This window comes from Mesorhizobium sp. GW821-FHT07A06, from assembly GCF_059419085.1.
This window is the reverse complement of sequence record NZ_JBWKRC010000003.1, coordinates 397,423-423,543: the sequence shown is the minus strand read 5'-3', so window position 1 is coordinate 423,543 and position 26,121 is coordinate 397,423. Positions and strand designations below refer to the sequence as shown.

30 protein-coding genes are annotated in these 26,121 nt (G+C 63.6%); 16 read left to right on the top strand and 14 right to left on the bottom strand.

What is annotated here, in order from left to right:
• Positions 1-4 precede the first annotated feature (4 nt).
• The 3 genes from fmt to truA are packed head-to-tail and all read left to right on the top strand — an operon-like array spanning position 5 to position 2,234.
• Complete coding sequence (gene fmt / locus AC07SZ_RS12530; RefSeq protein ID WP_494914448.1) at positions 5-958, top strand: methionyl-tRNA formyltransferase; 954 nt, start codon at positions 5-7, stop codon at positions 956-958.
• Positions 955-1,461, top strand: a complete 507-nt coding sequence (locus tag AC07SZ_RS12525) for a GNAT family N-acetyltransferase (RefSeq protein ID WP_056573554.1) — start codon at positions 955-957, stop codon at positions 1,459-1,461. The genes fmt and AC07SZ_RS12525 overlap by 4 nt, the downstream gene beginning before the upstream one ends.
• A 23-nt stretch (positions 1,462-1,484) precedes the next feature.
• A complete protein-coding gene (gene truA / locus AC07SZ_RS12520) occupies positions 1,485-2,234 on the top strand; it encodes a tRNA pseudouridine(38-40) synthase TruA (protein WP_494914446.1) in 750 nt (249 codons plus the stop codon).
• 83 nt (positions 2,235-2,317) lie between these two features.
• Here truA and AC07SZ_RS12515 read toward each other — a convergent pair whose 3' ends face one another.
• Together AC07SZ_RS12515 and dapE are read right to left on the bottom strand one after the other, a co-directional pair.
• Positions 2,318-2,950, bottom strand: a complete 633-nt coding sequence (locus tag AC07SZ_RS12515) for a transporter (protein WP_494914444.1) — start codon at positions 2,948-2,950, stop codon at positions 2,318-2,320.
• A gap of 5 nt (positions 2,951-2,955) precedes the next feature.
• Positions 2,956-4,149 carry a succinyl-diaminopimelate desuccinylase gene (gene dapE / locus AC07SZ_RS12510; protein ID WP_056573562.1) on the bottom strand — a complete coding sequence of 398 codons (1,194 nt, stop codon included), beginning with the start codon at positions 4,147-4,149 and terminating at the stop codon, positions 2,956-2,958.
• Positions 4,150-4,275: 126 nt separating this feature from the next.
• Here dapE and AC07SZ_RS12505 point away from each other — a divergent pair, with 126 nt between their 5' ends.
• Complete coding sequence (locus tag AC07SZ_RS12505) at positions 4,276-5,328, top strand: 2-dehydropantoate 2-reductase (protein ID WP_494914442.1); 1,053 nt, start codon at positions 4,276-4,278, stop codon at positions 5,326-5,328.
• Here AC07SZ_RS12505 and AC07SZ_RS12500 read toward each other — a convergent pair.
• From AC07SZ_RS12500 to dapD, 4 genes are all read right to left on the bottom strand, one after another.
• Positions 5,231-6,004 carry a hypothetical protein gene (locus tag AC07SZ_RS12500; protein ID WP_494914441.1) on the bottom strand — a complete coding sequence of 258 codons (774 nt, stop codon included), beginning with the start codon at positions 6,002-6,004 and terminating at the stop codon, positions 5,231-5,233. The two genes, AC07SZ_RS12505 and AC07SZ_RS12500, sit on opposite strands and share 98 nt — an antisense overlap.
• Positions 6,005-6,131: 127 nt before the next feature.
• Positions 6,132-6,509 carry a DUF805 domain-containing protein gene (locus AC07SZ_RS12495; protein WP_010912753.1) on the bottom strand — a complete coding sequence of 126 codons (378 nt, stop codon included), beginning with the start codon at positions 6,507-6,509 and terminating at the stop codon, positions 6,132-6,134.
• Positions 6,502-6,855, bottom strand: a complete 354-nt coding sequence (locus AC07SZ_RS12490; protein WP_056573568.1) for a DUF805 domain-containing protein — start codon at positions 6,853-6,855, stop codon at positions 6,502-6,504. The genes AC07SZ_RS12495 and AC07SZ_RS12490 overlap by 8 nt, the downstream gene beginning before the upstream one ends.
• A gap of 72 nt (positions 6,856-6,927) precedes the next feature.
• Entirely contained in the window at positions 6,928-7,782 is an 855-nt protein-coding gene (dapD, locus tag AC07SZ_RS12485) for a 2,3,4,5-tetrahydropyridine-2,6-dicarboxylate N-succinyltransferase (RefSeq protein WP_056573572.1), read from the bottom strand.
• A gap of 227 nt (positions 7,783-8,009) precedes the next feature.
• Here dapD and AC07SZ_RS12480 point away from each other — a divergent pair, with 227 nt between their 5' ends.
• Entirely contained in the window at positions 8,010-8,855 is an 846-nt protein-coding gene (locus AC07SZ_RS12480; RefSeq protein ID WP_081294967.1) for an LOG family protein, read from the top strand.
• A 91-nt stretch (positions 8,856-8,946) separates the two neighbouring features.
• On the opposite strand, the gene AC07SZ_RS12475 is transcribed toward AC07SZ_RS12480, so the two are convergent.
• Entirely contained in the window at positions 8,947-9,651 is a 705-nt protein-coding gene (locus tag AC07SZ_RS12475) for a pyrimidine 5'-nucleotidase (protein WP_056573581.1), read from the bottom strand.
• 161 nt (positions 9,652-9,812) lie between these two features.
• On the opposite strand from AC07SZ_RS12475, the gene AC07SZ_RS12470 reads away from it, so the two are divergent.
• The 3 genes from AC07SZ_RS12470 (at position 9,813) to AC07SZ_RS12460 (ending at position 12,375) form a co-directional block, all read left to right on the top strand.
• On the top strand, positions 9,813-10,574 hold the full coding sequence (locus AC07SZ_RS12470; protein ID WP_056573584.1) for a GGDEF domain-containing protein: 762 nt from the start codon (positions 9,813-9,815) through the stop codon (positions 10,572-10,574).
• A gap of 182 nt (positions 10,575-10,756) precedes the next feature.
• Entirely contained in the window at positions 10,757-10,939 is a 183-nt protein-coding gene (locus tag AC07SZ_RS12465; RefSeq protein ID WP_056573587.1) for a hypothetical protein, read from the top strand.
• Positions 10,936-12,375: a GMC oxidoreductase gene (locus AC07SZ_RS12460; protein WP_494914440.1), complete on the top strand. Its 1,440-nt coding sequence runs from the start codon at positions 10,936-10,938 to the stop codon at positions 12,373-12,375. Before AC07SZ_RS12465 ends, AC07SZ_RS12460 begins: the two co-directional genes overlap by 4 nt.
• A gap of 86 nt (positions 12,376-12,461) precedes the next feature.
• On the opposite strand, the gene AC07SZ_RS12455 is transcribed toward AC07SZ_RS12460, so the two are convergent.
• Positions 12,462-12,629 carry a hypothetical protein gene (locus AC07SZ_RS12455; RefSeq protein ID WP_171883271.1) on the bottom strand — a complete coding sequence of 56 codons (168 nt, stop codon included), beginning with the start codon at positions 12,627-12,629 and terminating at the stop codon, positions 12,462-12,464.
• A gap of 94 nt (positions 12,630-12,723) precedes the next feature.
• Between AC07SZ_RS12455 and AC07SZ_RS12450 the strand changes: the two genes are divergently transcribed.
• Positions 12,724-13,221: a MarR family winged helix-turn-helix transcriptional regulator gene (locus AC07SZ_RS12450; protein ID WP_494914439.1), complete on the top strand. Its 498-nt coding sequence runs from the start codon at positions 12,724-12,726 to the stop codon at positions 13,219-13,221.
• A gap of 48 nt (positions 13,222-13,269) precedes the next feature.
• Here AC07SZ_RS12450 and AC07SZ_RS12445 read toward each other — a convergent pair whose 3' ends face one another.
• The gene (locus AC07SZ_RS12445) at positions 13,270-13,902 is read right to left on the bottom strand and encodes a TetR/AcrR family transcriptional regulator (protein ID WP_056573596.1); all 633 of its coding nucleotides are present in this window, start codon (positions 13,900-13,902) and stop codon (positions 13,270-13,272) included.
• Positions 13,903-14,005: 103 nt separating this feature from the next.
• Here AC07SZ_RS12445 and AC07SZ_RS12440 point away from each other — a divergent pair, with 103 nt between their 5' ends.
• Positions 14,006-14,410, top strand: coding sequence for a VOC family protein (locus tag AC07SZ_RS12440; protein WP_494914437.1), 405 nt, complete (start codon positions 14,006-14,008; stop codon positions 14,408-14,410).
• Between the two features lie 81 nt (positions 14,411-14,491).
• On the opposite strand, the gene phhA is transcribed toward AC07SZ_RS12440, so the two are convergent.
• Positions 14,492-15,328: a phenylalanine 4-monooxygenase gene (gene phhA, locus AC07SZ_RS12435; RefSeq protein WP_172371378.1), complete on the bottom strand. Its 837-nt coding sequence runs from the start codon at positions 15,326-15,328 to the stop codon at positions 14,492-14,494.
• Positions 15,329-15,466: 138 nt separating this feature from the next.
• Between phhA and AC07SZ_RS12430 the strand changes: the two genes are divergently transcribed.
• Positions 15,467-15,943: an Lrp/AsnC family transcriptional regulator gene (locus tag AC07SZ_RS12430; protein WP_023810775.1), complete on the top strand. Its 477-nt coding sequence runs from the start codon at positions 15,467-15,469 to the stop codon at positions 15,941-15,943.
• Positions 15,944-16,060: 117 nt separating this feature from the next.
• The gene (gene bchE, locus AC07SZ_RS12425; protein WP_494914436.1) at positions 16,061-17,623 is read left to right on the top strand and encodes a magnesium-protoporphyrin IX monomethyl ester anaerobic oxidative cyclase; all 1,563 of its coding nucleotides are present in this window, start codon (positions 16,061-16,063) and stop codon (positions 17,621-17,623) included.
• Positions 17,624-17,630: 7 nt separating this feature from the next.
• On the opposite strand, the gene argB is transcribed toward bchE, so the two are convergent.
• Positions 17,631-18,524 carry an acetylglutamate kinase gene (argB, locus tag AC07SZ_RS12420; protein ID WP_056573602.1) on the bottom strand — a complete coding sequence of 298 codons (894 nt, stop codon included), beginning with the start codon at positions 18,522-18,524 and terminating at the stop codon, positions 17,631-17,633.
• Between the two features lie 159 nt (positions 18,525-18,683).
• A complete protein-coding gene (locus AC07SZ_RS12415) occupies positions 18,684-20,183 on the bottom strand; it encodes an amidase (protein ID WP_494914435.1) in 1,500 nt (499 codons plus the stop codon).
• Positions 20,184-20,320: 137 nt separating this feature from the next.
• Between AC07SZ_RS12415 and AC07SZ_RS12410 the strand changes: the two genes are divergently transcribed.
• The 4 genes from AC07SZ_RS12410 (at position 20,321) to msrB (ending at position 23,075) form a co-directional block, all read left to right on the top strand.
• Entirely contained in the window at positions 20,321-20,860 is a 540-nt protein-coding gene (locus AC07SZ_RS12410; RefSeq protein ID WP_056573608.1) for a sigma-70 family RNA polymerase sigma factor, read from the top strand.
• Positions 20,857-21,579 (top strand): anti-sigma factor, encoded by a 723-nt coding sequence (locus AC07SZ_RS12405; protein WP_494914716.1) that lies wholly within the window; start codon positions 20,857-20,859, stop codon positions 21,577-21,579. The genes AC07SZ_RS12410 and AC07SZ_RS12405 overlap by 4 nt, the downstream gene beginning before the upstream one ends.
• A 223-nt stretch (positions 21,580-21,802) precedes the next feature.
• Positions 21,803-22,360 carry a fasciclin domain-containing protein gene (locus tag AC07SZ_RS12400; RefSeq protein ID WP_056573615.1) on the top strand — a complete coding sequence of 186 codons (558 nt, stop codon included), beginning with the start codon at positions 21,803-21,805 and terminating at the stop codon, positions 22,358-22,360.
• Positions 22,361-22,571: 211 nt separating this feature from the next.
• On the top strand, positions 22,572-23,075 hold the full coding sequence (msrB, locus tag AC07SZ_RS12395; RefSeq protein WP_494914434.1) for a peptide-methionine (R)-S-oxide reductase MsrB: 504 nt from the start codon (positions 22,572-22,574) through the stop codon (positions 23,073-23,075).
• A 118-nt stretch (positions 23,076-23,193) separates the two neighbouring features.
• Here msrB and AC07SZ_RS12390 read toward each other — a convergent pair whose 3' ends face one another.
• Complete coding sequence (locus tag AC07SZ_RS12390) at positions 23,194-24,789, bottom strand: DHA2 family efflux MFS transporter permease subunit (RefSeq protein WP_056573620.1); 1,596 nt, start codon at positions 24,787-24,789, stop codon at positions 23,194-23,196.
• Between the two features lie 69 nt (positions 24,790-24,858).
• On the bottom strand, positions 24,859-26,046 hold the full coding sequence (locus tag AC07SZ_RS12385; protein ID WP_056573624.1) for an HlyD family secretion protein: 1,188 nt from the start codon (positions 26,044-26,046) through the stop codon (positions 24,859-24,861).
• Positions 26,047-26,121: the final 75 nt, after the last annotated feature.

The window sequence follows — 26,121 nt, the reverse complement described above, 5'->3', positions numbered from 1 at the left end:
GGGAATGCCCCTTCGCGTCATCTTCATGGGCACGCCGGAATTTTCGGTGCCGACGCTGCGCGCGATTGCCGAGGCCGGACATGAGATTTCCGCCGTCTACACGCAGCCGCCTCGCGCCGCCGGCCGGCGCGGGTTGGGGTTGACGCCGTCGCCGGTGCAGCGCGAAGCGGAGCGGCTGGGCATCGCGGTACGCACGCCGACCTCTCTCAAGGCCGAGGCCGAACAGACCGCTTTCCGTGACTTGCAGGCGGATATCGCCGCGGTCGTCGCCTATGGATTGCTGCTGCCCAAGGCTGTTCTCGACGCGCCCCGGCTTGGCTGCATCAACGGCCACGCATCGATCTTGCCGCGCTGGCGCGGTGCCGCTCCCATCCAGCGCGCCATCATGGCGGGAGACCTGGAAAGCGGCATGATGGTGATGCGCATGGAAGAGGGGCTCGACACCGGCCCGGTGGGATTGCTTGAAAAATGCGCTATCGAACCCGATATGACAGCCGGCGATCTGCATGATCGGTTGATGAGTGTCGGTGCCTCCCTGATGGTGGAAGCGCTGGCGCGGCTGGAAGAGAACACCCTGACATTTACCGCGCAAGCGGCGGACGGGGTGACTTACGCCAGAAAAATCGATAAATTCGAGACGCGCGTGGATTGGACACGGCCTGCCGTCGAGGTCCATAACCGTCTTCGTGGCCTGTCGCCCTTTCCCGGCGCCTGGTCTGAAATTGACATTGGCGGCCGCATGGAACGGCTGAAACTGCTTCGCTCGACGCTGTCCGAAGGCCGGTCGCTTTCGGAAGATCTGGGCGAGTCGGGAGGAATTCTCGATGACCGGCTGACGGTCGCCTGCGGAACAGGCGCGATCAGACTGGTCGAAGTTCAACGTGCGGGCGGAAAGCCCGCCGCCGCGTCGGAATTCCTGCGCGGAGCCAAGATCGTAAAAGGAATGAAGTTCTCATGAGCATGATGTCGATACGCGCGGCGACGCCGCGGGATCGCGAGGCCATCCGCCTCGTCGAGGAACACGCTTTCGGCCAGCAGGCGGAGGCCGGCTTGGTCGACGCGCTGGTGACCGGCGGCGACGCCGTGGTCGAGCTGGTGGCCGAAGAAGAAGGCCAGGTGGTCGGCCATATCCTGTTTTCAAGGCTCTTCGTCCAGAATGGCGGCAAGAGCCTCGCGGCCGTGGCCCTGGCGCCGCTGGCGGTGGAGCCTTCGTTCCATGGCAGCGGCATTGGTGGCGCGCTGATCCGAGAGGCGCATATCCGCCTGAGGGATGCCGGCGAGACGCTGGCCGTGGTGCTGGGCGACCCGGCCTATTATGGCCGTTTCGGCTATAGCCATGCGCGGGCCGAAAAATTCGAGAGCGAATACCAGGGCGAGGCGCTGCAAGCGCTGGCCTGGGGCGACGCTCCGGAAGCCGGCAGGCTGGTCTACGCTTCCGCCTTCACCGCTCTCGCCGCTTAGGCAAGAGCGTATAGCTGCCCGGCATGCCGCGTTTTCGCCTCGACATCGAATATGACGGCAGCCTTTTCGCCGGCTGGCAGCACCAGGCCGACCAGCCTTCGGTGCAGCAGGCGATCGAGCAGGCGATCGAGAAATTCAGCGGCGAGGCGGTGCGGCTGCGTGCCGCCGGCCGCACCGATGCCGGCGTGCATGCAACGGCCCAGGTGGCGCATGTCGACCTCGCCAAGGCATGGCCTGGTGACAAGGTGCGCGACGCGGTCAACGCTCATCTTCAGGCCGCCGGCGCGCATGTTGTGATCCTGAAGGCGACGGTCGTTCCCGACGATTTCGACGCCCGCTTCTCGGCCACCGGCCGTCACTATCTCTACCGCATCCTCAACCGACGTGCGCCCTCGGCGCTGGAAAAGGGCAAGGTGTGGTGGGTGCCGAAGCGGCTCGACGCCGTCGCCATGCACGAGGCGGCGAAAGTCCTGCTCGGCCGGCACGACTTCACCACCTTCCGCTCGACGCAATGCCAGGCCAACAGCCCGGTCCGGACGCTGGAGCGGCTCGATGTCAGCCGGACAGGCGACATGATCGAGGTCAGGGCCTCGGCACGTTCCTTCCTGCACAACCAGGTGCGCTCCATGGTCGGCTCGCTGAAACGCGTCGGCGACGGCGGCTGGACCGAGGCCGACCTCAAGGCGGCGCTGGAGGCGCACGACCGCGCCGCCTGTGGCCAGGTGGCGCCGCCCGACGGGCTTTTTCTCATTGGCGTCGATTATCCCGGATGAGCCAGCAGGCTCTATCCCTGAATAGAGGCCGGAGGCTCTATTCGGAATGGGTCCGGCAGGTCCTGTTCCGAGCCCGGCAGGCTCTACCCGGGAAAGAGCCCGGAAAGGCTCTGAGCCCCGATATCGTCCGGCACGGTGATGCCAAGCAGCATCTGCAGCGCGAACAACACCATTAGCGAAGCGATGAACATGCCGACGAAAACGGCGGTTCCAACCGCTGCGCCCTTGCCGATCGTCGCAGTGGTCATGCGCCAGGTCAGCACCATCGACAGGGCAAACAACAACAGCGACACAAGGCTCGAGACCTGGCTCGCCGAGGAGAGGAAAAGCCTGACGAGCGCCGAGGGCAGCATCAGCCAGGCGGTGATGGCCGAGGCCCAGTTGCTGGCAACGACGTAGTGGACGAAGCGGCCGCCAATGCCGGCGCGCGGCGCGACCAGGGCGAGCGCGATCAGCGGCAGCACCCAGGAGCCTATGTCGACCGTGGCCAGGCGCAACAGCATGCTGAAGCGCCCCACGAAAGCATCGGGATCACCGATCTCGTTGGCGATGCCGACCCAGCCGACGATCAGCGGCGGCGCGGCAACGATGATGGCGAAGAAAGAATTCCAGAAACCGTCGGCCGACAGGTCGAGCAGGCGCAGGCCATCGACCTTGCCGAGCATCAGCCGCCAGGCACCGAGCAACGAGGCTTGGGTTTCGTCCGCCGAAAGCATGCTGCTCAGCCTTGTCCGAACCAGTCTTCGATGAAGCGCTGGTAGATCCGCGTCAATGTCTCGAGGTCGGCAAGGGCAACGCGCTCGTCGACCATGTGCATGGTCTTGCCGACCAGGCCGAACTCGACCACCGGGCAATAATCCTTGATGAAGCGTGCATCCGATGTGCCGCCGGAGGTCGACAGCGTCGGTTCCTTGCCAACCGCCGCCTTGATGGAGCCGGCAAGCGTGTCGACCAGCTTGTCGTCACGGGTCAGGAAGACATGGCTCGGCCGATCGCGCCAGACAAGGTCGTAGTCGACCGGCGTCTTCTTGCCCGGCCGGTACTTCTTGCGCTTGGCCGCCTGGTCGAGCCGGTTGTGGATTTCGGCCTGGATGGTCTCGGCCGTCCAGGTGTCGTTGAAGCGGATGTTGAAGGTCGCGGTGGCCTTGGCCGGAATCACGTTGGTGGCCGGGTTGCCGACATCGATGGAGGTGACCTCCAGATTGGTCGGCTGGAAATCCCTGGTGCCCTTGTCGAAGACGGGATGCAGCAAGGCGTCGACCAGACTGATCAGCCCGCGCACCGGATTATCGGCAAGCTGCGGATAAGCGGCATGGCCCTGGCGGCCATTGACCGATATCGAACCCGACATCGAGCCGCGACGGCCGATCTTGATCATGTCGCCCAGTGCATCCGGATTGGTCGGCTCGCCGACGATCGAGGCATCCCATTTCTCGCCCCTGGAAGCGGCCCATTCGAGGAGCTTGACCGTGCCGTTGACGGCCGGGCCTTCCTCGTCGCCGGTGATCAGCAGCGACACCGAGCCCTTTGGGCCGCCATTCGCCTCAACATGGCGTGCCACGGCGGCGACGAAACAGGCGATACCGCCCTTCATGTCGACCGCGCCACGGCCATACATCTCGCCATTGGCGATCTCGGCGGCAAAAGGCGGGTGCGTCCAGGCGGCCTCGTCGCCGACCGGCACGACATCGGTATGGCCGGCGAACATCAGATGCGGGCCGTTGCCGGACCGCCTTGCATAGAGGTTCTCGATGTCGGGCGTGCCGTCCTCGGAGAACACCGGCCGATCGACCAGGAAGCCTAGCGGTTTCAACATTGTTTCCAGCGCGCTCAGCGCGCCGCCTTCGGCTGGCGTCACCGAGGCGCAACGGATAAGGGCGGCGAGGTTGGCGGCGGGATCGGTCGGCAGCGTCATGGCAAAAGCGATAGTCGAAAGCTGAGGGCCTGTCACGGCCAGACATGGAGGCCAGTCCAATGGCGGACGATGCCGCCGACATTATGGTTTTCATGTCGTATAGTCGGGCCGGTGCGGAGCGGCAGCATGGCAAACGGGCAAAAAAGGATCGTCATCGCCGGCGCCGGCAGCATCGGCTGCTATGTCGGCGGCTGCCTGGCGCTCGCCGGCAGGCAGGTGATTCTGCTGGCACGGCCGCGTATCGAGGCAGCCGTACAGCAGGGCGGACTGCGCATCAGCGACCTCGAGGGCCGCGATCGCCTGGTCAAGAGCGACGTGCTTGGGATCACCGTGGATCCGGCCGCTGCCTTGCCCGGGGCGGACGTGATCCTGGTCACCGTCAAGAGCCGCGCGACACACGAGATGGCAGCGCTCATCAATACCCATGCCCGCCTCGACGCCGTGGTGGTGAGCCTGCAGAACGGCGTCGGCAATGCCGACAAGCTGCGCGCCGGGCTCGGCCAACGAACCGTGCTGGCCGGCATGGTGCCGTTCAACGTGGTGCAGTCACCCGACGGCGAGCTGCCGCTGCGCGTCCACCGCGCCAGCGAGGGCAAGGTGATGATCGAGGATGGCGGCCGCGCCGGCCTTCTCGATGTCGCCGGTCTTCTTAGTGTCGGGGGGCTGGCGGTCGAGACGCATGGCGACATGAAGGCCGTGCTGTGGGGCAAGCTGTTGATGAACCTGAACAACGCCCTGGTGGCGCTGTCGGGCCTGCCGCTTGCGAACGAACTCGCCGACCGGCGCTGGCGGCTGATCCTGGCCGGGCAGATCGACGAAGCGCTGCGCGCGATGAAGGCCTGCGGCATCGCGCCGGCGCGGATCGCCGGCCCGCGGCCGGCGCTGCTGCCAACAGTGCTTCGGTTGCCGGACTGGCTGTTCAAACGGCTGGCGCGGCGCATGCTGGCGATCGATCCCGAGGCGCGCTCTTCGATGTGGGACGATCTGCAGCGCGGCCGGCCGACGGAGATCGACGAGCTGCAAGGGGCGGTGCTCAGTCTCGCTGAAAGAACGGGCACGCCGGCGCCGATCTTGAAAAGCGTTACCGCTTTGGTGCGCGCGGCGGAAGCGGCGCGGCTTGGCTCGCCGGGCCTGGCGCCGGAACAGGTTGTGCCGCCGGGTGGCTCTCGATCAGGGTGATCTTCTGCCAGATCTTGCGCGACAGGTTGGAGCTCAGATTCTCGATGTCGTTGACGCCATCGATAACCACGTCGTCATTGACCGACTGGGCGAACAGAGCGGCGATCTTGCCGGTGATCGACAGCATTTCGGAGCAATAGTCGAGATAGCGCGCCAGGTCGGCGGCATTGGTGATGCGGGCCGGCGACTGCGCCGTCGGCTTGAAACTGGCCGAAAGCGCCGCCGGATCCTTGGTCAGCTGGTGCATGTCGATGACATGGATCAGCGAGCGCAGGCCGTGGAGCTGGCGAAAGACCCTCTTGCGCTTGATGCGCTCTTCTGTGCGGATCAAGGCCAGAAAGCCAAGCACGGCGAGGATGACGGTGTTGATCGAAGCCTCGATGCCTTGCACCGACTGCACGGCATCGTCGGTTCCGGAAATGCGGTCGAGCGGCAGGATGGTGCCGACGAACAGGAAGATCAGCACACCGCTGATGAAGGCAGCGACGATGAGACCGCGCAGCCACCAGATCGGCTCCTCGAGCCCTTTCGCCGCCTTGGCCAGATCGCGCGACAGCGATACCAGCTCGGCGGCCACGCCACGCAGTCCGGCCTTGGGAAAACGTTCCGCGACGCGCCCCTCGAGCCGCTCGGCGGTCTCGATGATCAGTTTCGGATCAAGCGTACGGTAGCGCATGTCCGATCGGTCCTCAGAGCGTGATGCCGAAAAGTGTGAACCGGCTTTCGGACGACATCATGCTCTATCTCTTTGATTTAGAGCCGGATTCAGATCTCAGGTCGATTAGACCTGAGATCATCCGGCTCTAGGGTTGCGCCGGCTCGTTGGTACGGCGGCCATAGCGGTTGGGCCCAGGCTGCCCTGGAAACAGGCACAGCACAAGAAAGGCGACAATCGAGACGACCGGCACGAACAGGATCAGCGCGGCAATGCCCGGCTTGTCGAGGTCGTGCAGCCGCTTCACCGCCAGCGCGATGTTCGACCATAGCGAGGCAATGAAGGCGATGAAAAAGATGAACGACCACATGTTGCTCTCGGCCGAGCCTTCCGGCACCAGCGTGAAGCGATAGAGCGGGAACGCCTGGATGATGGCGACCAGCAAGCCACCAAGAAAATAGGCCGCGCGACTGACGCGGCCCGATGTCTTGAAGAAAAGCCAGGTGAGATTTGAACTGTCAGGCAAGCGGGTCCGATCCGTATTGATTGGCACCCTTGGCGCCTTCGAGAATGCCGCATTCCACCAGAAACCAGATCGCGCCGATGAAAGGCACCAGAATGATCAGGCTCCACCAGCCGGACTTGCCTCGGTCATGCCAGCGCTTGGCATAGACGGCGAAGACCGAATAGAGCATGGCCAACGCGTAGAGCAAATAGATAAAGCCGTACGGCATGTGGTTGAATGTCGTACCCAGTATGTTGTCGAGAATTGTGGCGATCACCGCGCCGACGAAAATCACGCCCACGCAAGCCCAGAACTTTGCGCGGTTGATGCGACCCTCATAGCTGGTCAGCAGATACTTCCAGTCCATGTCACCCCTCCATGTTGAACCAGCGCGACCGATTGTCGCGCCGGCGGAAGGTGCGCCCGCCCGGCGGAAAGATCAATCGCGCAGCAATTCGTTGATCGAAGTCTTGGAGCGGGTCTTGGCGTCGACGCGCTTGACGATGACGGCACAGTAGAGGCTGGGGCCGGGTTCGTTGTTTGGAAGAGGCTTGCCGGGCAACGAGCCGGCGACGACGACGGAGTTTGGCGGCACCTCGCCGTAGAAGATCTCGCCGGTGGCTCGGTCGACGATCTTGGTCGACTGGCCGATGAAGACGCCCATGCCGAGCACCGAACCCTCGCGCACGATGCAGCCCTCGACGACTTCCGAACGCGCGCCGATGAAGCAATTGTCCTCGATGATGGTGGGACCGGCCTGCATCGGCTCCAGCACGCCGCCAATGCCGACGCCGCCCGACAGGTGAACGTTCTTGCCGATCTGGGCGCAGGAGCCGACCGAGGCCCAGGTGTCGACCATGGTGCCGCTATCGACATAGGCGCCGACATTGACGAAGGACGGCATCAGCACGGCGCCTGGCGCGACATAGGCAGAGCGGCGCACGATCGACGACGGCACAGCGCGGAATCCCGCCTTCTCGAAATCGACGGCACTCCAGCCGTCGAACTTGGAGGGCACCTTGTCCCACCAGACGGCCTGGCCCGGGCCACCCTTGATGACCTCCATCGGGTTGAGGCGGAAAGAGAGCAGCACGGCCTTCTTCAGCCACTGGTTGACGTGCCACTTGCCGTCGGCCTGCCGCTCGGCGACGCGGGCGCTACCGCGATCGAGCAGGTCCAGCGCCGACTGGATGGCGTCGCGCGTCTCGCCGCGTGTCGCGGTCGAAATGGAGTCGCGCTCCTCGAAGGCCTTCTCGATGGTCTTTTCGAGGCTCGCCAGATCGGGCTTCGACATGAATTTGCTCCATTACCAAGCTGTTAAGGGGCTGCGCCTTAACCTGTTTTGAGAGTCGCGCGGACCCCCAGGCATGCTTTGCATGCTTGGGTCTTTGCATGTAGCAGGTTCTTGTCGCAAAACCGCCGGACACTTTTGCGGAACCTGCTTATGTTAAGGCTCAATGGGGGTCAATCGTGGCTGCGTCACGGGACGACGCAAGTAAAGGAATTGGACGGGTGGATTCGATGACTCCCATGGAAAAGGCGGGATGGACGCCGCTGCCGCATTCGGACGAGGATCTGGAGCGGTCGAAAAGCGTGCCGGACACGCCGCAGACGCGGGCCGAGACGTACCGGCTTGCCTGGAACGACCCTGACTTCATGACGCGGCGCGAATTGCGGGCGGTCAGGCTGCAGCTCGAACTTTTGAAACCGGAAATGATCCTGGCCGAGCGTGGCATACGTTCGACGGTGATCCTGTTCGGCGGCGCGCGCCTGCCGGAACCGGGCGGCGAAGCCTGGGCGGCCAAGAACGAGACGCAGAAGAAGAACCTCGAGGAAAACAGCAAATACTACGAGGAGGCGCGCAAATTCGCCCGTCTGTGCTCACAGCAGTCGGCGGCGTCATACTACCGCGAATATGTGGTGGTGACCGGCGGCGGCCCTGGTGTGATGGAGGCCGGCAATCGCGGCGCCGATGACGTTGGGGCGCCGTCGATCGGGCTCAACATCGTGCTGCCGCACGAGCAGGCGCCGAACCCCTATGTGACGCCGGAGCTCTGTTTCAACTTCCACTATTTCGCCATCCGCAAGATGCATTTCGTCATGCGCGCCAAGGCGGTGGCGGTGTTTCCTGGCGGCTTCGGCACGATGGACGAGTTCTTCGAAACGTTGACCTTGATCCAGACCGGACGCATGGAGCGCGTGCCGGTGATCCTGTTCGGCAAATCCTTCTGGAAAAGGGCCATCGACCTCGACTTCCTCGCCGAGCAAGGCACGATCAGCCCCGGCGACCAGGACATCATCGATTTCGTCGACACAGCCGACGAGGCTTGGGGCATTATCAGCCGGTTCTACAAGTTAGGGGAGTAGGGCTGGGAGCTGGAGAATTGAGGAATTGAGGAAAAAGGGGCCAGATCGTTCTTCAATTCCTCAGTTCTCCAATTCCTCAATTCCCCTCCACCTACTCCCTCTCCACAATCGCAGTCAGAAACCCCGCCAGATCGTCGGTGACGAAATCGACATCGTCATCCTGCGCGGGGTCGCGTTCCCAGATCTCGGAAAAGGTCGGCTCGAAATTGCGCGGCACCACCAGCACGGTGGTCATGCCCAGCGCCTTCGGCACCTCCAGGTTGCGGGCGAGATCCTCGAACATCACGGCATTGTGGCCGGTGACCGCGTGCAGTTCGGCGAACTTCTCATAGGTCTGGCGAGCGGGCTTGGGATTGAGGCCGGCGGCGACGATATCGAAGATGTCGTCGAAATGATCGAGGATGCCGAGCTGGCGCGCGGTGCGCTCTGCGTGCTTGCGGTCGCCATTGGTGAAGATGAACTTGCGGCCGGGAAGCTGGCGGATGGCGGTGCCGAGAACCGGGTCGGGCACCAGCCATGAATAGTCGATATCATGGACCTTCTCGAGGAAATCGTCGGGATCGATGCCGTGGCGCGTCATCAGTCCGTTCAGCGTCGTGCCGTATTCGAGATAAAGCTCCTTCTGCAGCTTGCGCGCCTCGTCGCGCGGCAACGCCAGCAGCTCCCCGACATAGGCCGTCATCTTGACGTCGATCTGCGAGAACAGATTCGAATGATGCGGATAGAGCGTGTTGTCGAGGTCGAACACCCAGTCGGTGACATGTGCGAAGCGGGCGGGATCAGGCAGCGTGGTCATGCGCTCCTTATGGCATGAAACGGGGATTCTGAAAGGGACTTTATCCACAACTTCCACGCGCTTTTAGTGGTGGAAATGGCCTCACGATTCAAATTTTAAGCAACCGGGAAAGGTGGCCTTCAGGGCTTGCTGGCACAGAGACAGTCCTGTGGGAGCCCGCGATGAACAGCATCATTCTGAAATCCGCCGCTATCGCTTTTGCCTCCGTCGCCGCCTCTCTTCTGCTCACGCTGATCATCGTTCCGGCCATGGGATTTCCGATCAACCGGACGATCTGGCTGACCTCGACCCTCTGCCCGCTGGTCCTTGCATGGGTGGCCTGCATCAGCACCTTCTGGCAGAGCGACAGGCTGAAAAACGCGCACCGCGAACTGGCCCGGGCGCACGCCCAGCTTGCCGCGGCACACCGCCGCTTGTCGGAAAAGGCGAGCCGCGACGACATGACCGGCATGCTCAACCGGGAGAGTTTCTTCGCCGCGCTGGACGGCTCCCGGCGCAAGTCCGACCGCGGGGCGCTGCTGATCATCGACGCCGATCATTTCAAGAAGATCAATGACAGTTTCGGCCATCTGACCGGCGACGACGCCTTGCTGTTGATCGCCGGCGCCATCGAGCGCGGCGTGCGTAGCGGCGACGTGCTCGGGCGCATTGGCGGCGAGGAGTTCGGGGCGTTTCTGGTCGGAGCCACGGAAAAAGAAGCCAAGCGCGTTGCCGAGCGCATTCGCCGCGAGGTCGAGCTGATCCGCTTCCGGCCCGTCGACGAACGGACCATTCCGCTGACCGTCAGCATCGGCGGCACCGTCTGCGGAGAAGATGCAAACGTCTCGGAGCTGATGCGTGCCGCCGACCAGCGCCTCTATCAGGCCAAGCATGCCGGCCGCAATCTGTCGATCCTCGATACGGACATTTCCGCGGCCGCCTGAGCGGCCGGCCCGGCACACCCGCCTGTTAAGGAATTTCTAACCCTGTGTGCATTCGGTTGTACCGCTTGCCCGCCTTTTCGCTGCCTTGAGGCCTGACTTGGCACGATACTGGCGTCTGTGACGATGCGTGTGCCGTTCGGGGAATGGCATGCGCGTCGAAGCCCCTATGCGAGAGACCTGTCATGAGTTTCTTCAAAAAAATGTCACGCCGCACACTCGTGCGGGCGATAATCGCACTGCCTGCCCTGTCCTTGTTCCGCAAGCTGCCCGAGGCCGGCGCCACCCATGCCAGTCGATCCCAGGCCGACCCGAACGAAATTGTCGAGGTCAATGGCTGGATCCTCAGGCGGAGCGACCTGGCATGATCTTCGACAGCTACGAGGCGTACCGCGCAGCCACCTTCAAGCCCAGGGTCTGCATTCTCGGTTCCGGTCCGGCCGGCACCACCATCGCCCGCAAGCTGAGCGCTGCCGGCATCCAGGTCGTCGTGCTGGAGGCCGGTTCGCGCGAGTTCAGCGACGAGTCGCAGGATTTCTACCGCGGCACCACGGTCGGCGACTTCTATTTCGATCTCGACATCACCCGGCTGCGGTATATGGGCGGCAGCTCCAACCACTGGGCCGGCTGGTGCCGCGTGCTCGACAAGCAGGATTTCGAGCCGAAGGCCTGGGCACCCGACACCGGCTGGCCAATCCGCCGCGCCGACATCGAGCCCTACTTACCCGAGGTGCACGATATCCTCGAGCTTCCCGATTTCCGGCCTGACGTGCCTATCTCGGACGACATACGCTGGGTACAGCTGATCAAGAGCCCGGCTGTGCGCTTCGGCGAGAAATTCGCCGACGAGCTCGACAGGAGCCGCAACATCGCCGTCGTGCTCAACACCTATGCCACCGAACTTGCCGGCGACGGCAAACGGGTGACCGGCGCCAAACTGTGGTCGAACGGCCAGGATGCCGGCACCTTCAGCGCCGACTATTTCATCGTCTGTACCGGCGGGCTGGAGAATTCGCGCCTGCTTCTGTGGTCGAACCAGCGCTCCAACGGCGGCGTGGTCCCAAACGCCACGGCGCTCGGCCGCTACTGGATGGAACATCCGACCTTCGAGGGCGGCAATGCCATCCTGGCCGACTACAGCGAGTTCGAGGTCGATGCCGTCAACGAAGCCTTCTTCTCGCCGACGCTCGCCGCGATGGAGCGCCTGCGGATCATGAATTTCGGCATCAGGCTGATCGAGACGCCCTATGCCGGCGTCAAGCATGTGATTGCCGACCTCGCCTGCACGGCACCCGACATGGCCGAATGGGTCGCCTATCAGCTCAGCCAGAACCTGCGCTGCGCGGCCCAGCTCTACGTAGCCTGGGAACAGGCGCCGCTGGCCTCCAACCAGATCGAGCTGTCGAAGACCGATGTCGACCATGCCGGCGTGCCGCGCATCGAGTTGCACTGGAAGAAATCGGAGCTGGAACGCCGCACGCTTGTCGAAGGCCTGAAACTGTTCGGCACGACGCTCATCGAGAAGGATCTCGGCCGCGTTCGCCTGATGGACTGGATTGCCAACGCCGAGGACTACCCGACCGACGAGGAGACCGCTGGCCACCATCACATGGGCGGCACGCGCATGGGCACCGACGTTACCAGGAGCGTGGTGGACGCCAACTGCAAGGTGCACGGCATGGACAATCTCTATGTCGGCGGCTCCTCGGTGTTCTGCACCTCGGGTCAAGCCAACCCGACGACGACGATCACCGCGCTGGCCTGCCGGCTGGGGGACCATCTGAGCAAGGTGGTCGCGGTCTGACGGTGCACCGCGAGCCCATTCGCTCCGCTGCAAACCGATATGTCGCCGGAGCCGACAACGGCCCCGGCGGAAGCCCGGCAGGGCCGTCAAAAGCCGTAGATCGCGAGGCGCACCAGCACGGCCGCGGCGGCCAGCGCGACGAGCAGGATGCCGAGGCCGATGGGAGAGCCCCAGCCATACCATTCCATCGCCAGCTTGGCGTATTTGAATTCCTCCTCGTGCGAGAGGGGCGCACGCTGTTGAATCAGGCTCATTTTTCACTCCTTGTCGGCGACCGGCACTTGCCTTGTCGGGGCCCGGGCCGCATATTGTTGCGATAGTCTAAATGTTAGACGGATTGATAGTTAGATGATCGAAATAAATTCGTCAAGCGTGCATCGCGACGAGATGACGGCCGCGATCGGCCTTGCCGTGATGCAATGGCAGGACGCCACGCAGGCCTATGACGAAGCGGTCGGCACGAAGCTTGGATTGAACATGGCCGAACGCCATTGCATCGGGCTGCTCTATAGCGGCCCGCAATCGGCCGGCGCGATCGCGACCGCGACCGGGCTGACGCCGGCAGCGGTAACGGCGCTGATCGACCGGCTGGAAGCGCGCGGCCTGCTGACACGCACGCGCAGCCTTGAAGACAGGCGCAAGGTGGTGATCGAAGCGACCGAGGCGACCAGGGAGCTGTCGTCGCGCTATTACGGCGCCATCGCCAAGGAGGGCGAGAAGGTGATCGCCACCTTCAGCGACGCCGAGCTCGCGACCATATCGCGTTTCATCAACGCGGCCCTCGACCTTCAGCGTGCACAACTCGCCCGGCTGAAGGCCGAGGGTGCGGACACCCCTGTGCGATAACGCGCCGTTTATTCGCGCCGTCACCGCAAATGTCTGCGGGGACCCAGACTATTTCGGCTTGACCCCATAGGTGACAAGAAACGCCTCCACCGAGGCGTCCGCGTGCTGTTCCAGTTCGGCCCTGGAGCGCCGGTTGCTTCCCGTGAACATGGCTTCATTCATGGGGATCCAAAGAAGCATTCCAAAAAGATGGCTGGCCGCCAGATAGGGGTCACTGGTCTGTATCAGTCCCCGACTGGTGAGCTTTTGAAAGCAGGACGCCGTCGAGGCAAGCATGCGCTCAAAACCTTTTTCGTACCAACTGCGGCCAAGCTGCGGCATTCGATCCGCGTTGGCGATGATCAGGCGCCGCAGCCTCAACAATTCTTCATCCATGAGCATCGTGATCAGACTTCGGGCAAGCTGCTGCAAGCCGCCTTCCATGAATCTCGCCTCGGAAAGCAGCGTCGTCACGGACTCGATGATGTCGTTGACCTGGGTGGCGGTTGACAGAACGACTTCGCCGAACAGCGTCTCCTTGTCGGTGAAGTGCTTGTAGACGGTCTGCTTGGAAGCCCCCGCCCTGGTGGCGATTTCCTCCATGCTGGTCCCGTCATAACCCTTGCTGATGAACGCCGCCGTGGCCGCCTGGATGATTTCACGATCCTTGCGCGCCGATCTGGTCTCACCGTCGATTTCCATGGAATCCTCCTGACCGGTACTAGACGGTACCGTTCCCGCATGATAGTCACACCCACAGTACTAGACTGGCTAGTACCCGTCAACGAAAGCAGGGCTTATGCCGATGAGCAAAATGATCTTCGTTAATCTACCGGTGCGCGATCTGCAGGCAGCGACCAACTTCTATCTCGCGGTCGGAGGCACACTGAACCCGCAATTCTCGAACGACCAGGCCAGCTCGATCATGTTCTCGGATTCCATTGGGGTCATGTTGCTGACGCACCAGCATTACGGCCAGTTCACCACGCGTCAGATCGGCGACGCCAGGCGCGACAGCCAGATGCTGATCGCCCTCACCGCCGGCAGCAAGGACGAGGTCAATGCGACGATCGAGAAGGGCGTGGCGGCCGGCGGCCGCGCCGATCCCAATCCGGCGCAGGACCTCGGTTTCATGTACAACCGCCACATCGAAGATCCCGACGGCTACGTCTGGGAGTTCTTGTGGATGAACCCGGCCGCCATGCAATAGCCTGTCGGGGTCAAAGCGTCCAAAGCGCGTCGCATTGAAACGGATCCATGCGACGCGCTCTGGGTCTTTGGGCGAGATGTATCAGACCGTCGCCGGGTCGAGCGCCGGCTGGCCCTTGCGGCGCGCCACGATCGCCTCGAAATCGGCGCCCTGGAAGGCATCGCGCAAGGCGTCGAAGGACGGCAGCACGAAATAGGCGCGCTGGAACTTGTCGATCTCGTAGCCGGTGCGCATCACCGTTTCGAGGTCGAAGGGCACGTGATGGGCGTCCTTGCCCTCGACGGCGAACTGCAGTTCGGTGAAGGATGACATCAGGCCGGCGCCAAAGGCTTTCAACGGCTGGCCGGCCTCGTGCATGAGGCCGTATTCGGCCGTGTACCAGTAGAGCCTTGTGATCATCTCGTCACCGCCGAGCGCGATGATGTCGCCGGCCCTCTTGCCATACATCTGCATGAAATCGGCGAATACCGGCTGCGACAGCACCGGCACGTGGCCGAAGAAATCGTGGAACATGTCGGGCTCGACGATGTAGTCGAGTTCCTGCCTGGTGCGCAGCCAGTTGGTGACCGGGAAGCGGCGATTGGCCAGATGATCGAAGAAGGGGGCGGCGGGAATGAGACCCGGCACCGCGACGATCTCCCAGCCGGTCAGCTTGCGCAGCTTGGCGCTGACATCCTCGAAATCGGGGATGCGGTCGAGCAGGCCGAGCTTGTCGACACCGTCGAGATAGGAATGATGGGCGAGCTTGCGCGTCAGTTTGGTCTGGCGGTCGCACAAAGTGCGCCATACCGCCTGTTCCTCGGCGCTGTAATCATAGCCCTGCGCCACGGTGAAATCGGCACGGCAGACCGAATAGTCGCCGCGCAACCCCTGTGCCGCGCAGTCGCGGGCATATTCGGCAACGGTCATCGTCGTCATGGTTTCCTCCTAGCAGATCATCGATTGCTGACGTGCCAAGAGGCTAGCCGGATTCGTCGAGGCAAATCGGTTTTGATGATGGTTCGGCGGCGATATTGGAGATAATATTCACTCACAATCCGCGCAGAAGGAGTGAAAATGCCTCAATTCGACGATTTCGAGATCAAGATGCTCGATGTCCTGCAACGTGATGGCCGCAAGCCGGTCTCCGAGCTGGCGCAAGAGATCGGCCTGTCGACGACGCCATGCGCACGACGCTTCGAGGCACTGCAGGACGCCGGCATCATCAAGGGCTTTGCAGCCGTGATCAGCCGCCGCGCGGTCGGTCTTATGGTCGAGGTGTTCATCCAGGTCCGCCTTGTCAGCCACAGCGACGGCTCGCCCGAGAGCTTCATTGCCGCCGTGCAGCGCATGGACGAGGTGTCCTCGTGCTGGACGATGACCGGCGACCACGATTTCCTGCTGCACGTGATGGTGCCGTCGGTCGACGAGCTCAACGCCTTCGTCATGCACCGGCTGATGCGGCTCGACGGCGTGCGCGACGTCCATACCCAACTGGTGCTGCAGAACATCAAGGGGCCAGGCCACGTGCCGCTCGCGCATCTCAGGCGATGACGGCGCCAGCCTTCCTCGTTGCCTGGGGAAAAGCTGCACGCAAACTGCTGAAACGAGCCCATCCGGGGTCCACATCCCGGATCAGCATACGCGGACCATCTCTCCATGAGGTCCGCCATGAAAATCGTCCTGATCAATCCACCGCACACCGCCATCGGCAGCCGCGTGCCCGACGACCATCTGCCGCCGCTCGGCCTGCTGGCGATCGGCGGCCCGCTGATCGATGCCGGTCATGACGTGCGGCTCGTCGATGCCGAATTCGGGCCGATGCCGCTCGAGAAAGTGGTGGGCGACGCTCTGCACGACTTCCCGGACTTCGTCCTGATCGGCCATTCCGGCTCGACCTCGGCGCACCCGACCGCCTTGCTGATCGCCGCGATGGTCAAGCAGCGCGAGCCGGCGACCATCATCATCTATGGCGGCGTTTTCCCGACCTATCACTGGCACGACATTCTGGCTGCGACGGATGTTTTCGACTTCATCGTGCGCGGCGAGGGCGAGGCGACCGTGGTGGCGCTGGTCGAGGCGCTGGAGATGCACCAGCCGCCGGCGAGCGTGGCGGGTGTCGCCTTTCGCGACGCTCTGCGCCGGCCCTTCGCCACGCAGGCGGCGATGACCATTGCCGAGCTCGACGCCTACCGTGTCGGCTGGGAGCTGATCGACCATGACAGGTACAGCTATTGGGGCGGCAAGCGTGCCGTGGTGATGCAGTTTTCGCGCGGCTGTCCGCATCTGTGCAACTATTGCGGCCAGCGCGGCTTCTGGACCCGCTGGCGGCATCGCGATCCCAAGAAATTCGCGCGGGAGATCGCCTGGCTATACCGCGAACACGGCGTCGAATTGATCAATCTCGCCGACGAGAACCCGACGGTTTCCAAGAAGGCCTGGCGCGCGTTCCTGGATGCGCTGATCGCCGAGGACGTGCCGGTGCTGATCGTCGGCTCGACGCGTGCAGACGACATCGTGCGCGACGCCGACATACTGCATCTCTACCGCAAGGCCGGTGTCATCCGCTGGCTGCTTGGCATGGAAAACACCGACGAGCAGACGCTTCAATTGATCCGGAAGGGCGGCAGCACCTCATCCGACCGCGAGGCGATCAGACTGCTGCGCCACCACGGCATCCTGTCGATGGCGACCTGGGTGGCCGGCTTCGAGGATGAAGGGTTTCGCGACCTGTGGCGCGGCTTTCGCCAGCTCATCGCCTATGACCCCGACCAGATCCAGGCGCTCTATGTGACGCCGCATCGCTGGACGCCGTTCTTCAGCATCGCGCGCAACCGCAAGGTCATCCAAAAAGATGCTCGGCTCTGGGACTACAAGCACCAGGTGCTGCACATGACGCGGCTGAAGCCGTGGGTGCTGTTCTTCAGCGTCAAGCTCATCGAACTTGCCGTGCAGTCCAGGCCGAAGGCGCTGGCGCGCATCCTGTTCCATCCCGATCCCGAGCAGCGCCACTCGATGCGCTGGTACACCAAAATGGGCCGCCGCGTCTGGTTCCGCGAAGTCTGGGGATTTCTGGTCGGCGACATCAGGGTGAAAGACGGCCCGACGCTTGCCGAATTCTGGGGCGCGCCGCAGGACGCCGAGGAAGAATCGATGACCGTTCGGCGCGCGGTGCCGAAACCGGCGCTTTCCACCGCAAATCGCGAACCGCCGGAGAAAAGATTAGCCGGCTGATATTTTACTAGGGCACGATCAGCGTGCCGGCGCCGTGCTCGGTGAAGAGTTCGAGCAGCACCGAATGGGGCGTCTTGCCGTTGAGGATGACGACGCCTTCGACGCCGCGCTCGATCGCCTCGATGCAGGTCTCGACCTTGGGAATCATGCCGCCCGAGACCGTGCCGTCCTTGATCAGCGCCCTGGCCTCGGCGACGGTCAGCTCGTCGATCAGCTTCTTGTTCTTGTCGAGCACACCCGGCACGTCGGTCAGGAACAAAAGACGAGAGGCCTTGCAGGCGCCGGCGATGGCGCCAGCGAAGGTGTCGGCATTGATGTTGTAGGTGTGACCGTCGCGGCCGGGCGCCACCGGCGCCAGCACCGGGATCATCTCGGAGCGCGCCAGAAGGTCGAGCAGCGTGCGGTCTACCTCTACCGGCTCACCGACAAAGCCGAGATCGAGCACGCGCTCGATGTTGGAATCCGGGTCGATCATGGTCTTGCGCGCCTTTTCGGCGAACACCATGTTGCCGTCCTTGCCGCACAGGCCGATCGCCCACTCGCCCTCGGCATTGATCAGCGCGACGATCTCCTTGTTGATCGAGCCGGCCAGCACCATCTCGACGATCTCCACCGTCTTCTGGTCGGTGACGCGCAGCCCACCTTCGAATTTGGATTCGATGCCCATCTTGGTCAGCATGGCGCCGATCTGCGGGCCGCCGCCGTGAACGACGATCGGGTTGACACCGGATTGCTTCAACAGCGCGATGTCGCGGGCGAAAGCCTTGCCGAGTTCGATGTCGCCCATGGCGTGCCCGCCATATTTCACCACGACGGTCTTATGCTCGTAGCGCTGCATGTAGGGCAGGGCTCGCGACAGCAGGGCTGCCTGCATCTCGGCGGTGGCGGCGATGTCCGTCATCGGGGCGGTTCCCTGGCTTTTGGTTTGTGCATGCCGCTGCTCCAAAACCGCTAGGCATTTTGGGCCGACCTGCATCAGGTAAGGACGGCGGCGTCTTAGCGGGAATTGGCGCAGGGGGCAAATGGCATTGCTGTCATATTCGAACGTCTCACGACGTCGTCATCGCGACGGAGCCATCAGGGGCGCCCTACGGCCCAGCCAACCCGAAATCTTCTCCATCTGCGCGGCGAAGGACAAAAGCGTCTCCTCGTCGCCCGGACGGCCGGCGGCCTGAATGCCGAGCGGCAGGCCGGCGTCGGTGACATGGACTGGCAGCGCGATAGACGGCTGGCCGCTGACATTGTGGATCGCCGGCCAGTGCGTGAACAGAAGGCTCTTGTCCATCAGCTGCCCGAACAGCGGCTTGAGCTTCAGCAGGGGCGTCAGGTGAAGCTTGTCGAGCAGGTTCTCGATCAGTTCATCGGCGCCTTTCGGATCCATGGCGCCGCAGGCGAGCGGCGGGTGGGCGATGATCGGCATCAGCACCGCGTCATAGTGCGCGGTTTCCTCGATCATCCGCCGCGAAGCGGCATGGAGCCGCTGCAGGCCGGCATAGGTCTCGCCGGCCGAGACCATTTCGCCCAACCGGCCCAGCACCCGCGTGGCGCGCTCGATATCGCCGGTGACGGAACGGCCGACGCGCAGCGCTTCCGCTCGCAGCATGCCGGCGACGGCCGAAGCAACCGTCCTGCAGAAGTCGGCGAAGAAGTCACGGTCGATGAAGGGCAGGTCTATGTCCTCCACCGTATGGTCGCCCTCTCGCGCAAGCGCCACCGCCATGTCGAGCGCTTTCATTGTTTCGGCCGAGATCGGCAGGCCAAGCGGCGACTTGCGATAGACGGCCAACCTCAGTTGGCCGGGATCGCGCGCGGCGGCGGCGGCGAACGTGCCCTTCGGCGGCAGCGCGGCATAGGGCGACAAGGAGTCCGGGCCATGGGTGAGGTCGAGCAGCAGCGCGGTGTCGCGCACCGAGCGGGTGACAGCATGGTCGACCACCATGCCGTACCAGCTTTCGCTCACCAGCGGCGTCAGCGGGATGCGGCCGCGCGAGGTCTTGAGGCCGACCAGGCCCGTGCAGGCGGAGGGCACCCGAATCGAGCCGCCGCCATCGGAGGCATGCGCCACCGGCACCACGCCGGCGGCGACGAGGGCTGCCGCGCCACCCGACGAGCCGCCGCTGGTGTGGCCGGTATTCCAGGGATTGCGGGTGATGCCGAAGGCCTTTGATTCAGTCATCAGCCGCAGCCCGTGCTCCGGCGATGTCGAGGTGACGATCGGGATCAGCCCGGCGGCAAGGTAGCGGTCGGTCATCACCGAATTGACCCCGGGCACCCAGGCGGGAATGCGGCTGCCGCCATGCGACGGCACGCCCTTGATGGCGATGCCGAGGTCCTTGATGGCGAAGGGCACGCCGGCCAGCGGCAGGGAGCGGTCGATGGTCCTGGCCCGCGCCCGCGCGGCCTCGTAGAGCGGCTCGGCCGTGGCATTGATTTCGGGCCGCGTGGCCTCGGCGCGCGCGATCGCCGCTTCGGTCAGCTCGATCGCCGACAGTTCGCCCCTGCGCACCAGATCGGCGAGGCCGGTTGCGTCTTCTTCCCAAAGGGTCCGTTCGACCGACATCAGCGCTCCCTGCTTTTGGACAAGCTAGCCAGCGGCGATTCCCTTGGCAATCGAAGCCGCCACCGAACGTCGGAGCTTCATGTGCACGGAATATTTCCGGCGTTGCAAATACAACGCAATCGCCTAATTTGGCTCGCATGACGCCGCAGGACATCTCGAAGCTGATCGTCCGGACTTCGATGAAGGATCGGGCTGCGTTCGATCTGCTCTACCGGCAGACCAGCGCGAAACTTTTCGGCGTCTGCCTTCGTGTATTGAACGATCGGGGAGATGCGGAAGAAGCGTTGCAGGAAGTCTTCGTCAAGATATGGACGAAAGCGGATCGTTTTGCTGTTTCCGATCTGAGCCCGATCTCCTGGCTGGTGGCAATCGCACGCAACCACGCGATCGATCGCATCAGGGCGCGGCGCAAGCCTGCCGCCGATATCGATGCCGCGCTCGATGTGGCCGATCCGGCACCGGGACCTGAAGCGATGGCGGTGGCGGGCGATGAATCCGAACGCATCCATCATTGCCTCGATGAGCTGGAGAAGGACCGGGCGGCGGCCGTCCGGGGCGCTTATCTCAAGGGCGAAAGCTATGCCGAACTGGCGGAACGCCACGGCGTGCCGCTGAACACGATGCGTACCTGGCTGCGCCGCAGCCTGATGAAACTCAGAGAATGTCTGGAAAGATGACGCTGGCAGAGGACAATGGACCGGAACGTGGAGGCGACGACCTGTTCGCCGCCGAATACGTTCTTGGCGTTCTGCCGGCGGAAGAGCGGCAGATCGCGATCAGGCGCATCGATACCGAAGCCGAATTCGCACGGCTCGTCGACGGCTGGGAGGTTCATCTCTCGCCGCTGGGCGCGGCGTATCCGGAAATCGAGCCGCCGGCTTCGGTGAAGCCGGCGATCGATCGCCGGTTGTTCGCATCGACCGCGGCCACTTCAGTCGACGCACGCGCCGGCCTGTGGTCCAGCCTCGCCTTCTGGCGCGGCCTTGCCGCGGCGGCGGTCGCCGCGCTGGCGATCTACATTGCCATCCCTTACGTCAACCCGCCGGTCGCGCTGCCGCAGGCACGGCTCGTCGCCTCGCTGGCTGCCGATGGCAGCGACGTCAAATATCTCGCGGTTTACGATGCCGCGCATCACGAGGTCGGCCTGTCGCATGTCTCCGGCGAGCGTGCCGCCGGCAAGGACTTCGAACTTTGGATGATCGAGGGCAAGAATCCTCCGGTGTCGATGGGTATCATCCCGGTCGGGTCGACAGCGCATATTGTCGTCTCGCCGGCAGCCCAGCAGAAGCTTGCCCAGGGTGCGGTGCTGGCCGTCAGTCTTGAGCCCGCCGGTGGTTCGCCAACCGGGCAGCCCACCGGGCCGGTGGTGGCCGCGGGCGACCTGAAGAGCATCTGACCTCGCTTCTCACCGCGAAGCTGTCGCCAGAACAATTCCAATCTATCTTATGTCATGCGCGTCTAAACAGACGCGTAAGCCGGCAAAATGTTGCGTCGAATAGATCTCTTCTCCCGCCCGATTAAATTGAAAATCTAAAAATATTCTGAAACTCCCGCGTTTGTGTTCCGTATCTCCTCGCGTCCCCAAGAATGGGAAGAGAAACCCGAGGAGTTTGAACGTTATGCGTAGATTCGCCACCCTTTTGCTCGCCGGTACGATCGCTGTCTCCGCGCTTGCCACCGCCGCCTATGCCGAAAACCCGATGGTCGGCGGCGCCGCCATGTATGCCAACAAGACCATCGTCGAGAATGCCGTCAATTCGAAGGATCACACGACCCTGGTCGCCGCCGTCAAGGCTGCCGGCCTGGTTGAGACGCTGCAGGGCGCCGGTCCTTTCACAGTGTTCGCGCCGACCAACGAGGCCTTCGCCGCATTGCCGGCCGGCACGGTCGACACGCTGCTCAAGCCCGAGAACAAGGACAAGCTCGTCAAGATCCTGACCTGCCATGTCATCGGCGCCAAGGCGATGGCGGCGGACGTGGCCTCGATGGCCAAGGCCGATGGCGGCACGCACAAGGTCAAGACGGTCGGCGGTTGCGAGCTGTCGCTCAAGGCCGATGGCGGCAAGGTCACCGTCACCGACGAGAATGGCAATGTCGCCAATGTAACGATCGCCGATGTCGAGCAATCCAATGGCGTCATTCACGTCATCGACAAGGTTCTTCTGCCGAAGATGTAACAAAGGGCTTGCCGCGCACGAAGATGCAGCAAGAGCTCTCCGTCGATCGCGTCGTCCCGCTCCCGTGATGCGCAGTCGACACGCATGCTCCGCGCCGCCCACGATCAACCGTGGAACGGCGCGGAGTGTCGTTTTAGGGCAAACCGTCACCGGCTTTTGATTTCCGCGTGGCGGCATAGTTTGGCAAAAGAGACGACAGGAGGAACTGGCCATGAACCGTCGCGACTTTCTTTTGAGCGGTGCCGCCACCATCGGCGTCGTCGGGGCCGCGTCAACCCTGCTGCGCATGAGCAGCCCGCAAGCCGCGCAGGCCGCCGAGAAATTCGAGATCACCAAGACAGACGATGAGTGGAAAGCGATCCTGTCGCCGGCCGCCTTCGACGTGCTGCGCAAACAAGGCACGGAGTATCCGGGCACCAGCCCGCTGCTCAACGAGCACCGCAAGGGCATTTTCGCCTGCGCCGGCTGCGATCTGCCGGTCTATCCCTCGGAGACGAAGTTCGATTCCGGCACCGGCTGGCCGAGCTTCTGGCAGGAGATCGCCAACGGCATCGGCAAGACCGAGGACCGGTCGCTCGGGATGACACGCACCGAGGTGCATTGCCGCCGCTGCGGCGGCCATCTCGGCCATGTCTTCGACGATGGCCCGGCGCCGACCGGCCTGCGCCATTGCATCAACGGCGTGGCGCTGAGCTTCAAGCCCGCCACGGCCTGAACAGGCTATACATGAAAAAACTCCGGGTCTTGCGGCCCGGAGTTTTTTTGCGCTGTCAGGGTTTCGGGCGTGGACTGGAGGAACTTCCCGAAACCGCTGCCGGCGGATGGATCTCTATTCAATGCCCGCCGCCGCCGCCACCACCGGGCGCGGCCGGCTTGTTGATCAGCATGGTGAACAGGCCGAGCGTCGCGAACAGCACGGTCAGCATGTAGAACACGTCCATGAAGGACAGCAGCGCCGCCTGCTGCTGGACCATGCCCGACAGCTTGGAGATCGCCGCGCTGGCCGCATCGAGGCCGGTGGTCTGCTCGAAGTTGAGCGTCATGTTCTGCAGCTTGGTCTGCGCGGCCGCACTGCCCCACTGCACATGCTCGGAGAGCCTTGCGTAGTGGAAGGCGTTGCGATCGATCAGCACGGTGTTGATAAGGGCAAGGCCGACGGCACCGCCGAGGTTGCGGGTGAGGTTGAACAGCCCGGACGCATTCTTCAGCCGGTCCGGCGGCAAGGTGCCGAGCGCGATGTTGTTGATCGGCACCATGCACAGCATCATCGAACAACCGCGCAGGATCTGCGGGATGAGCAGCTCGTAGAAATCCCAGTCGGCGGTCAGATGCGTCATCCACCAGGTGCCGGTGGCGAAGCCGAAGAAGCCGATCATCATCATCAGCCGCAAATCCATCTTGCTCGACAGGATGCCCGAGATCGGGGCGGTGACGAACATCGCCAGGCCGCTGACGAACAGCGCCTCGCCGATCATCATCGAATCGTAACCCCGGATACGGCCAAGGAAGACCGGATAGAGATAGGTCAGGCCGTAGAGACCGATGCCGATGACGAAGGAGAACAGCGAGCCGAAGGCGAAGTTGATGTTGCTGAACGCCCTGAGGTCGACGATGGGTTCCTCGGCGGTGAAGACCCGCCAGAAGAAGACCACCGCGCCGACAGTCATGACGATGGCGCAGATGAACACCCCCTGGTCCTGCAGCCAATCATTGTTCGGGCCTTCCTCAAGCACATATTCCATGCAGCCCAGGAAGGCCGCCATGCCGGCGAGGCCCCACCAGTCGAACTTGTTGAACAGCTTGAGATTGGGCTTGTCGAAATCGATCAGCGACCAGGCGGCGGTCGCCACCAGGATGCCGGGCACGACATTGACCAGGAACAGCCAGTGCCATGAAAAGGCGTGACTGATATAGCCGCCGACGGTCGGACCGATGGTCGGCGCCAGCGTCGCCACCAGGCCGATCATCGGCGAGACGATGGCGCGGCGCGAGGGCGGGAAGATGGTGAAGGCCGCGGCAAAGACGCTCGGGATCATGCCGCCGCCGATGAAGCCTTGCACGGCGCGGTAGACGATCATCTGGTCGATGTTGGTGGCGGTCGCCGCAAGGGCGCTGGCCGCGGTGAAGCCGGCGGCGGCGATGGTGAACAGCACGCGCGTCGAGAGCATGCGGCTGAGGAAGCCGGAGAGCGGGATCATGACCACCTCGGCGATCAGGTAGGCCGTCTGCACCCACGGGATTTCGTCGGAGCTGGCGCTGAGGCCCGCCTGGATCTCGGCCAGCGAGGCCGAGACGATCTGGATGTCCAGGATCGCCATGAACATGCCGAACACCATCGCCAGGAAGGCGATGATACGGCGTGTGGAAATGGTGTCGGGGACCGCCGGCCGTGCCGGCGGCGCTCCTGCGGTGACTGTTGCGGTTGCCATTGCGTGGGCCTCCTTGAGGCCGGGCGGCTCGGTGCTCAATCAGCCACCGAGCCGCCCTCCGAAAAGCGCTTAGTTGGTTGTGGCGACAGGTGCGGTGCGGCTGTCGACGTTGACGACAACGCTCAAGCCCGCGCGCAGCTTGCCGGTCTTCAGGGCATCGGCCGGGACGTCGATGCGCACCGGGACGCGCTGCACGACCTTGGTGAAGTTGCCGGTGGCGTTTTCCGGCGGCAGAAGCGAGAAAACCGCTCCCGAAGCCGGAGCCAGCGACGAGACGGTTCCCTGGATGGGCTGGCCGTCGATGGCGTCGACCGAGATGTTGACCTTTTCGCCGGGAACCAGCCGGGCAAGCTGGGTCTCCTTGAAGTTGGCGACGATGTAGAGCTTGTCCATCGGCACGACGACGGCGAGCTTCTGGCCGGGGCTGACGAGATCGCCCTGCTCAACCGAGCGGTTGCCGACGACGCCGTCATAAGGCGCCTTGAGCACGGTGAAGGACAGGTCGCGCGCGGCCTTGTCGCGGTTGAGCTGCAAGGAGGCGAGCGTGCTCGCCGACTCGGCGCGCTGCGCCTCGAGCACACTGATATTGGCCTGCGCGGCGGCGATCTGGGCATCGGCACCGACGAGAGCGGCATTGGCCTGGTCGAGCGCGGTCTGGGCGTCGTCCAGCTGTGCCTGCGTGCCGACATGCGTCTTGACCAGCTGCGCGGCGCGCTGCTGGGCCCGACCGGCATTGTCGGCCGCGGCCTGATCGGCGACCTTCTGCGCCTGCGCCTGCTGCAGGGAGGCCTGCGCGGCCTTGGTCTGGGCGTCGATGCGGTCAAGCGTCTTCGACAGCGTGGCGATCTGCGCCTCGGCCTGCGCGACAGCGATCTTGTAGTCGCCATCGTCGATGGTCAGCAGCGGATCCCCAGCCTTGACAAGCTGGTTCTCGCTCACCTTGACCTGGTCGACATAGCCGGAAATCTTGGGCGAGACGAACGCCATGTCGGCCTGGACATACGCGTCATCGGTCGAGATCATGAAACGGCCCGTGGTCCAGTAGTCGTAGCCGTACCAGGCGCCGCCGCTCAGCAGGGCAAGGCCGATGATCGGCAGCAGGAAGGAGCGCACCGAGCGCTTCTTCCTGACCGGAGCTTCAGCCGCCGGCGGCGGTGCGACCGGCTGGACGGGAATCTCCGGTGCTTCCGTCGCCGGAGCGACCTTGGCGCTGGGGAAAGGGCGGACTTCGGCGGTGGTGGGCGCGTTCGAGGACATGACATCTCTCTAAAGTAATAATACTGAACCGTTCGGTTCGATCTGGGCGTTGACATAGCGTGAAAAGAGGACCAT

What these genes read in the sequence shown, in the direction of transcription:
- fmt (WP_494914448.1), top strand. Translation starts at nt 5, where the DNA reads ATGCCCCTTCGCGTCATCTTCATGGGCACGCCGGAATTTTCGGTGCCG.
- AC07SZ_RS12525 (WP_056573554.1), top strand. Translation starts at nt 955, where the DNA reads ATGAGCATGATGTCGATACGCGCGGCGACGCCGCGGGATCGCGAGGCC.
- truA (WP_494914446.1), top strand. Translation starts at nt 1,485, where the DNA reads ATGCCGCGTTTTCGCCTCGACATCGAATATGACGGCAGCCTTTTCGCC.
- AC07SZ_RS12515 (WP_494914444.1), bottom strand. Translation starts at nt 2,950, where the DNA reads ATGCTTTCGGCGGACGAAACCCAAGCCTCGTTGCTCGGTGCCTGGCGG.
- dapE (WP_056573562.1), bottom strand. Translation starts at nt 4,149, where the DNA reads ATGACGCTGCCGACCGATCCCGCCGCCAACCTCGCCGCCCTTATCCGT.
- AC07SZ_RS12505 (WP_494914442.1), top strand. Translation starts at nt 4,276, where the DNA reads ATGGCAAACGGGCAAAAAAGGATCGTCATCGCCGGCGCCGGCAGCATC.
- AC07SZ_RS12500 (WP_494914441.1), bottom strand. Translation starts at nt 6,004, where the DNA reads ATGCGCTACCGTACGCTTGATCCGAAACTGATCATCGAGACCGCCGAG.
- AC07SZ_RS12490 (WP_056573568.1), bottom strand. Translation starts at nt 6,855, where the DNA reads ATGGACTGGAAGTATCTGCTGACCAGCTATGAGGGTCGCATCAACCGC.
- dapD (WP_056573572.1), bottom strand. Translation starts at nt 7,782, where the DNA reads ATGTCGAAGCCCGATCTGGCGAGCCTCGAAAAGACCATCGAGAAGGCC.
- AC07SZ_RS12480 (WP_081294967.1), top strand. Translation starts at nt 8,010, where the DNA reads ATGACTCCCATGGAAAAGGCGGGATGGACGCCGCTGCCGCATTCGGAC.
- AC07SZ_RS12475 (WP_056573581.1), bottom strand. Translation starts at nt 9,651, where the DNA reads ATGACCACGCTGCCTGATCCCGCCCGCTTCGCACATGTCACCGACTGG.
- AC07SZ_RS12470 (WP_056573584.1), top strand. Translation starts at nt 9,813, where the DNA reads ATGAACAGCATCATTCTGAAATCCGCCGCTATCGCTTTTGCCTCCGTC.
- AC07SZ_RS12465 (WP_056573587.1), top strand. Translation starts at nt 10,757, where the DNA reads ATGAGTTTCTTCAAAAAAATGTCACGCCGCACACTCGTGCGGGCGATA.
- AC07SZ_RS12460 (WP_494914440.1), top strand. Translation starts at nt 10,936, where the DNA reads ATGATCTTCGACAGCTACGAGGCGTACCGCGCAGCCACCTTCAAGCCC.
- AC07SZ_RS12455 (WP_171883271.1), bottom strand. Translation starts at nt 12,629, where the DNA reads ATGAGCCTGATTCAACAGCGTGCGCCCCTCTCGCACGAGGAGGAATTC.
- AC07SZ_RS12450 (WP_494914439.1), top strand. Translation starts at nt 12,724, where the DNA reads ATGATCGAAATAAATTCGTCAAGCGTGCATCGCGACGAGATGACGGCC.
- AC07SZ_RS12445 (WP_056573596.1), bottom strand. Translation starts at nt 13,902, where the DNA reads ATGGAAATCGACGGTGAGACCAGATCGGCGCGCAAGGATCGTGAAATC.
- AC07SZ_RS12440 (WP_494914437.1), top strand. Translation starts at nt 14,006, where the DNA reads ATGAGCAAAATGATCTTCGTTAATCTACCGGTGCGCGATCTGCAGGCA.
- phhA (WP_172371378.1), bottom strand. Translation starts at nt 15,328, where the DNA reads ATGACGACGATGACCGTTGCCGAATATGCCCGCGACTGCGCGGCACAG.
- AC07SZ_RS12430 (WP_023810775.1), top strand. Translation starts at nt 15,467, where the DNA reads ATGCCTCAATTCGACGATTTCGAGATCAAGATGCTCGATGTCCTGCAA.
- bchE (WP_494914436.1), top strand. Translation starts at nt 16,061, where the DNA reads ATGAAAATCGTCCTGATCAATCCACCGCACACCGCCATCGGCAGCCGC.
- argB (WP_056573602.1), bottom strand. Translation starts at nt 18,524, where the DNA reads ATGACGGACATCGCCGCCACCGCCGAGATGCAGGCAGCCCTGCTGTCG.
- AC07SZ_RS12415 (WP_494914435.1), bottom strand. Translation starts at nt 20,183, where the DNA reads ATGTCGGTCGAACGGACCCTTTGGGAAGAAGACGCAACCGGCCTCGCC.
- AC07SZ_RS12410 (WP_056573608.1), top strand. Translation starts at nt 20,321, where the DNA reads ATGACGCCGCAGGACATCTCGAAGCTGATCGTCCGGACTTCGATGAAG.
- AC07SZ_RS12405 (WP_494914716.1), top strand. Translation starts at nt 20,857, where the DNA reads ATGACGCTGGCAGAGGACAATGGACCGGAACGTGGAGGCGACGACCTG.
- AC07SZ_RS12400 (WP_056573615.1), top strand. Translation starts at nt 21,803, where the DNA reads ATGCGTAGATTCGCCACCCTTTTGCTCGCCGGTACGATCGCTGTCTCC.
- msrB (WP_494914434.1), top strand. Translation starts at nt 22,572, where the DNA reads ATGAACCGTCGCGACTTTCTTTTGAGCGGTGCCGCCACCATCGGCGTC.
- AC07SZ_RS12390 (WP_056573620.1), bottom strand. Translation starts at nt 24,789, where the DNA reads ATGGCAACCGCAACAGTCACCGCAGGAGCGCCGCCGGCACGGCCGGCG.
- AC07SZ_RS12385 (WP_056573624.1), bottom strand. Translation starts at nt 26,046, where the DNA reads ATGTCCTCGAACGCGCCCACCACCGCCGAAGTCCGCCCTTTCCCCAGC.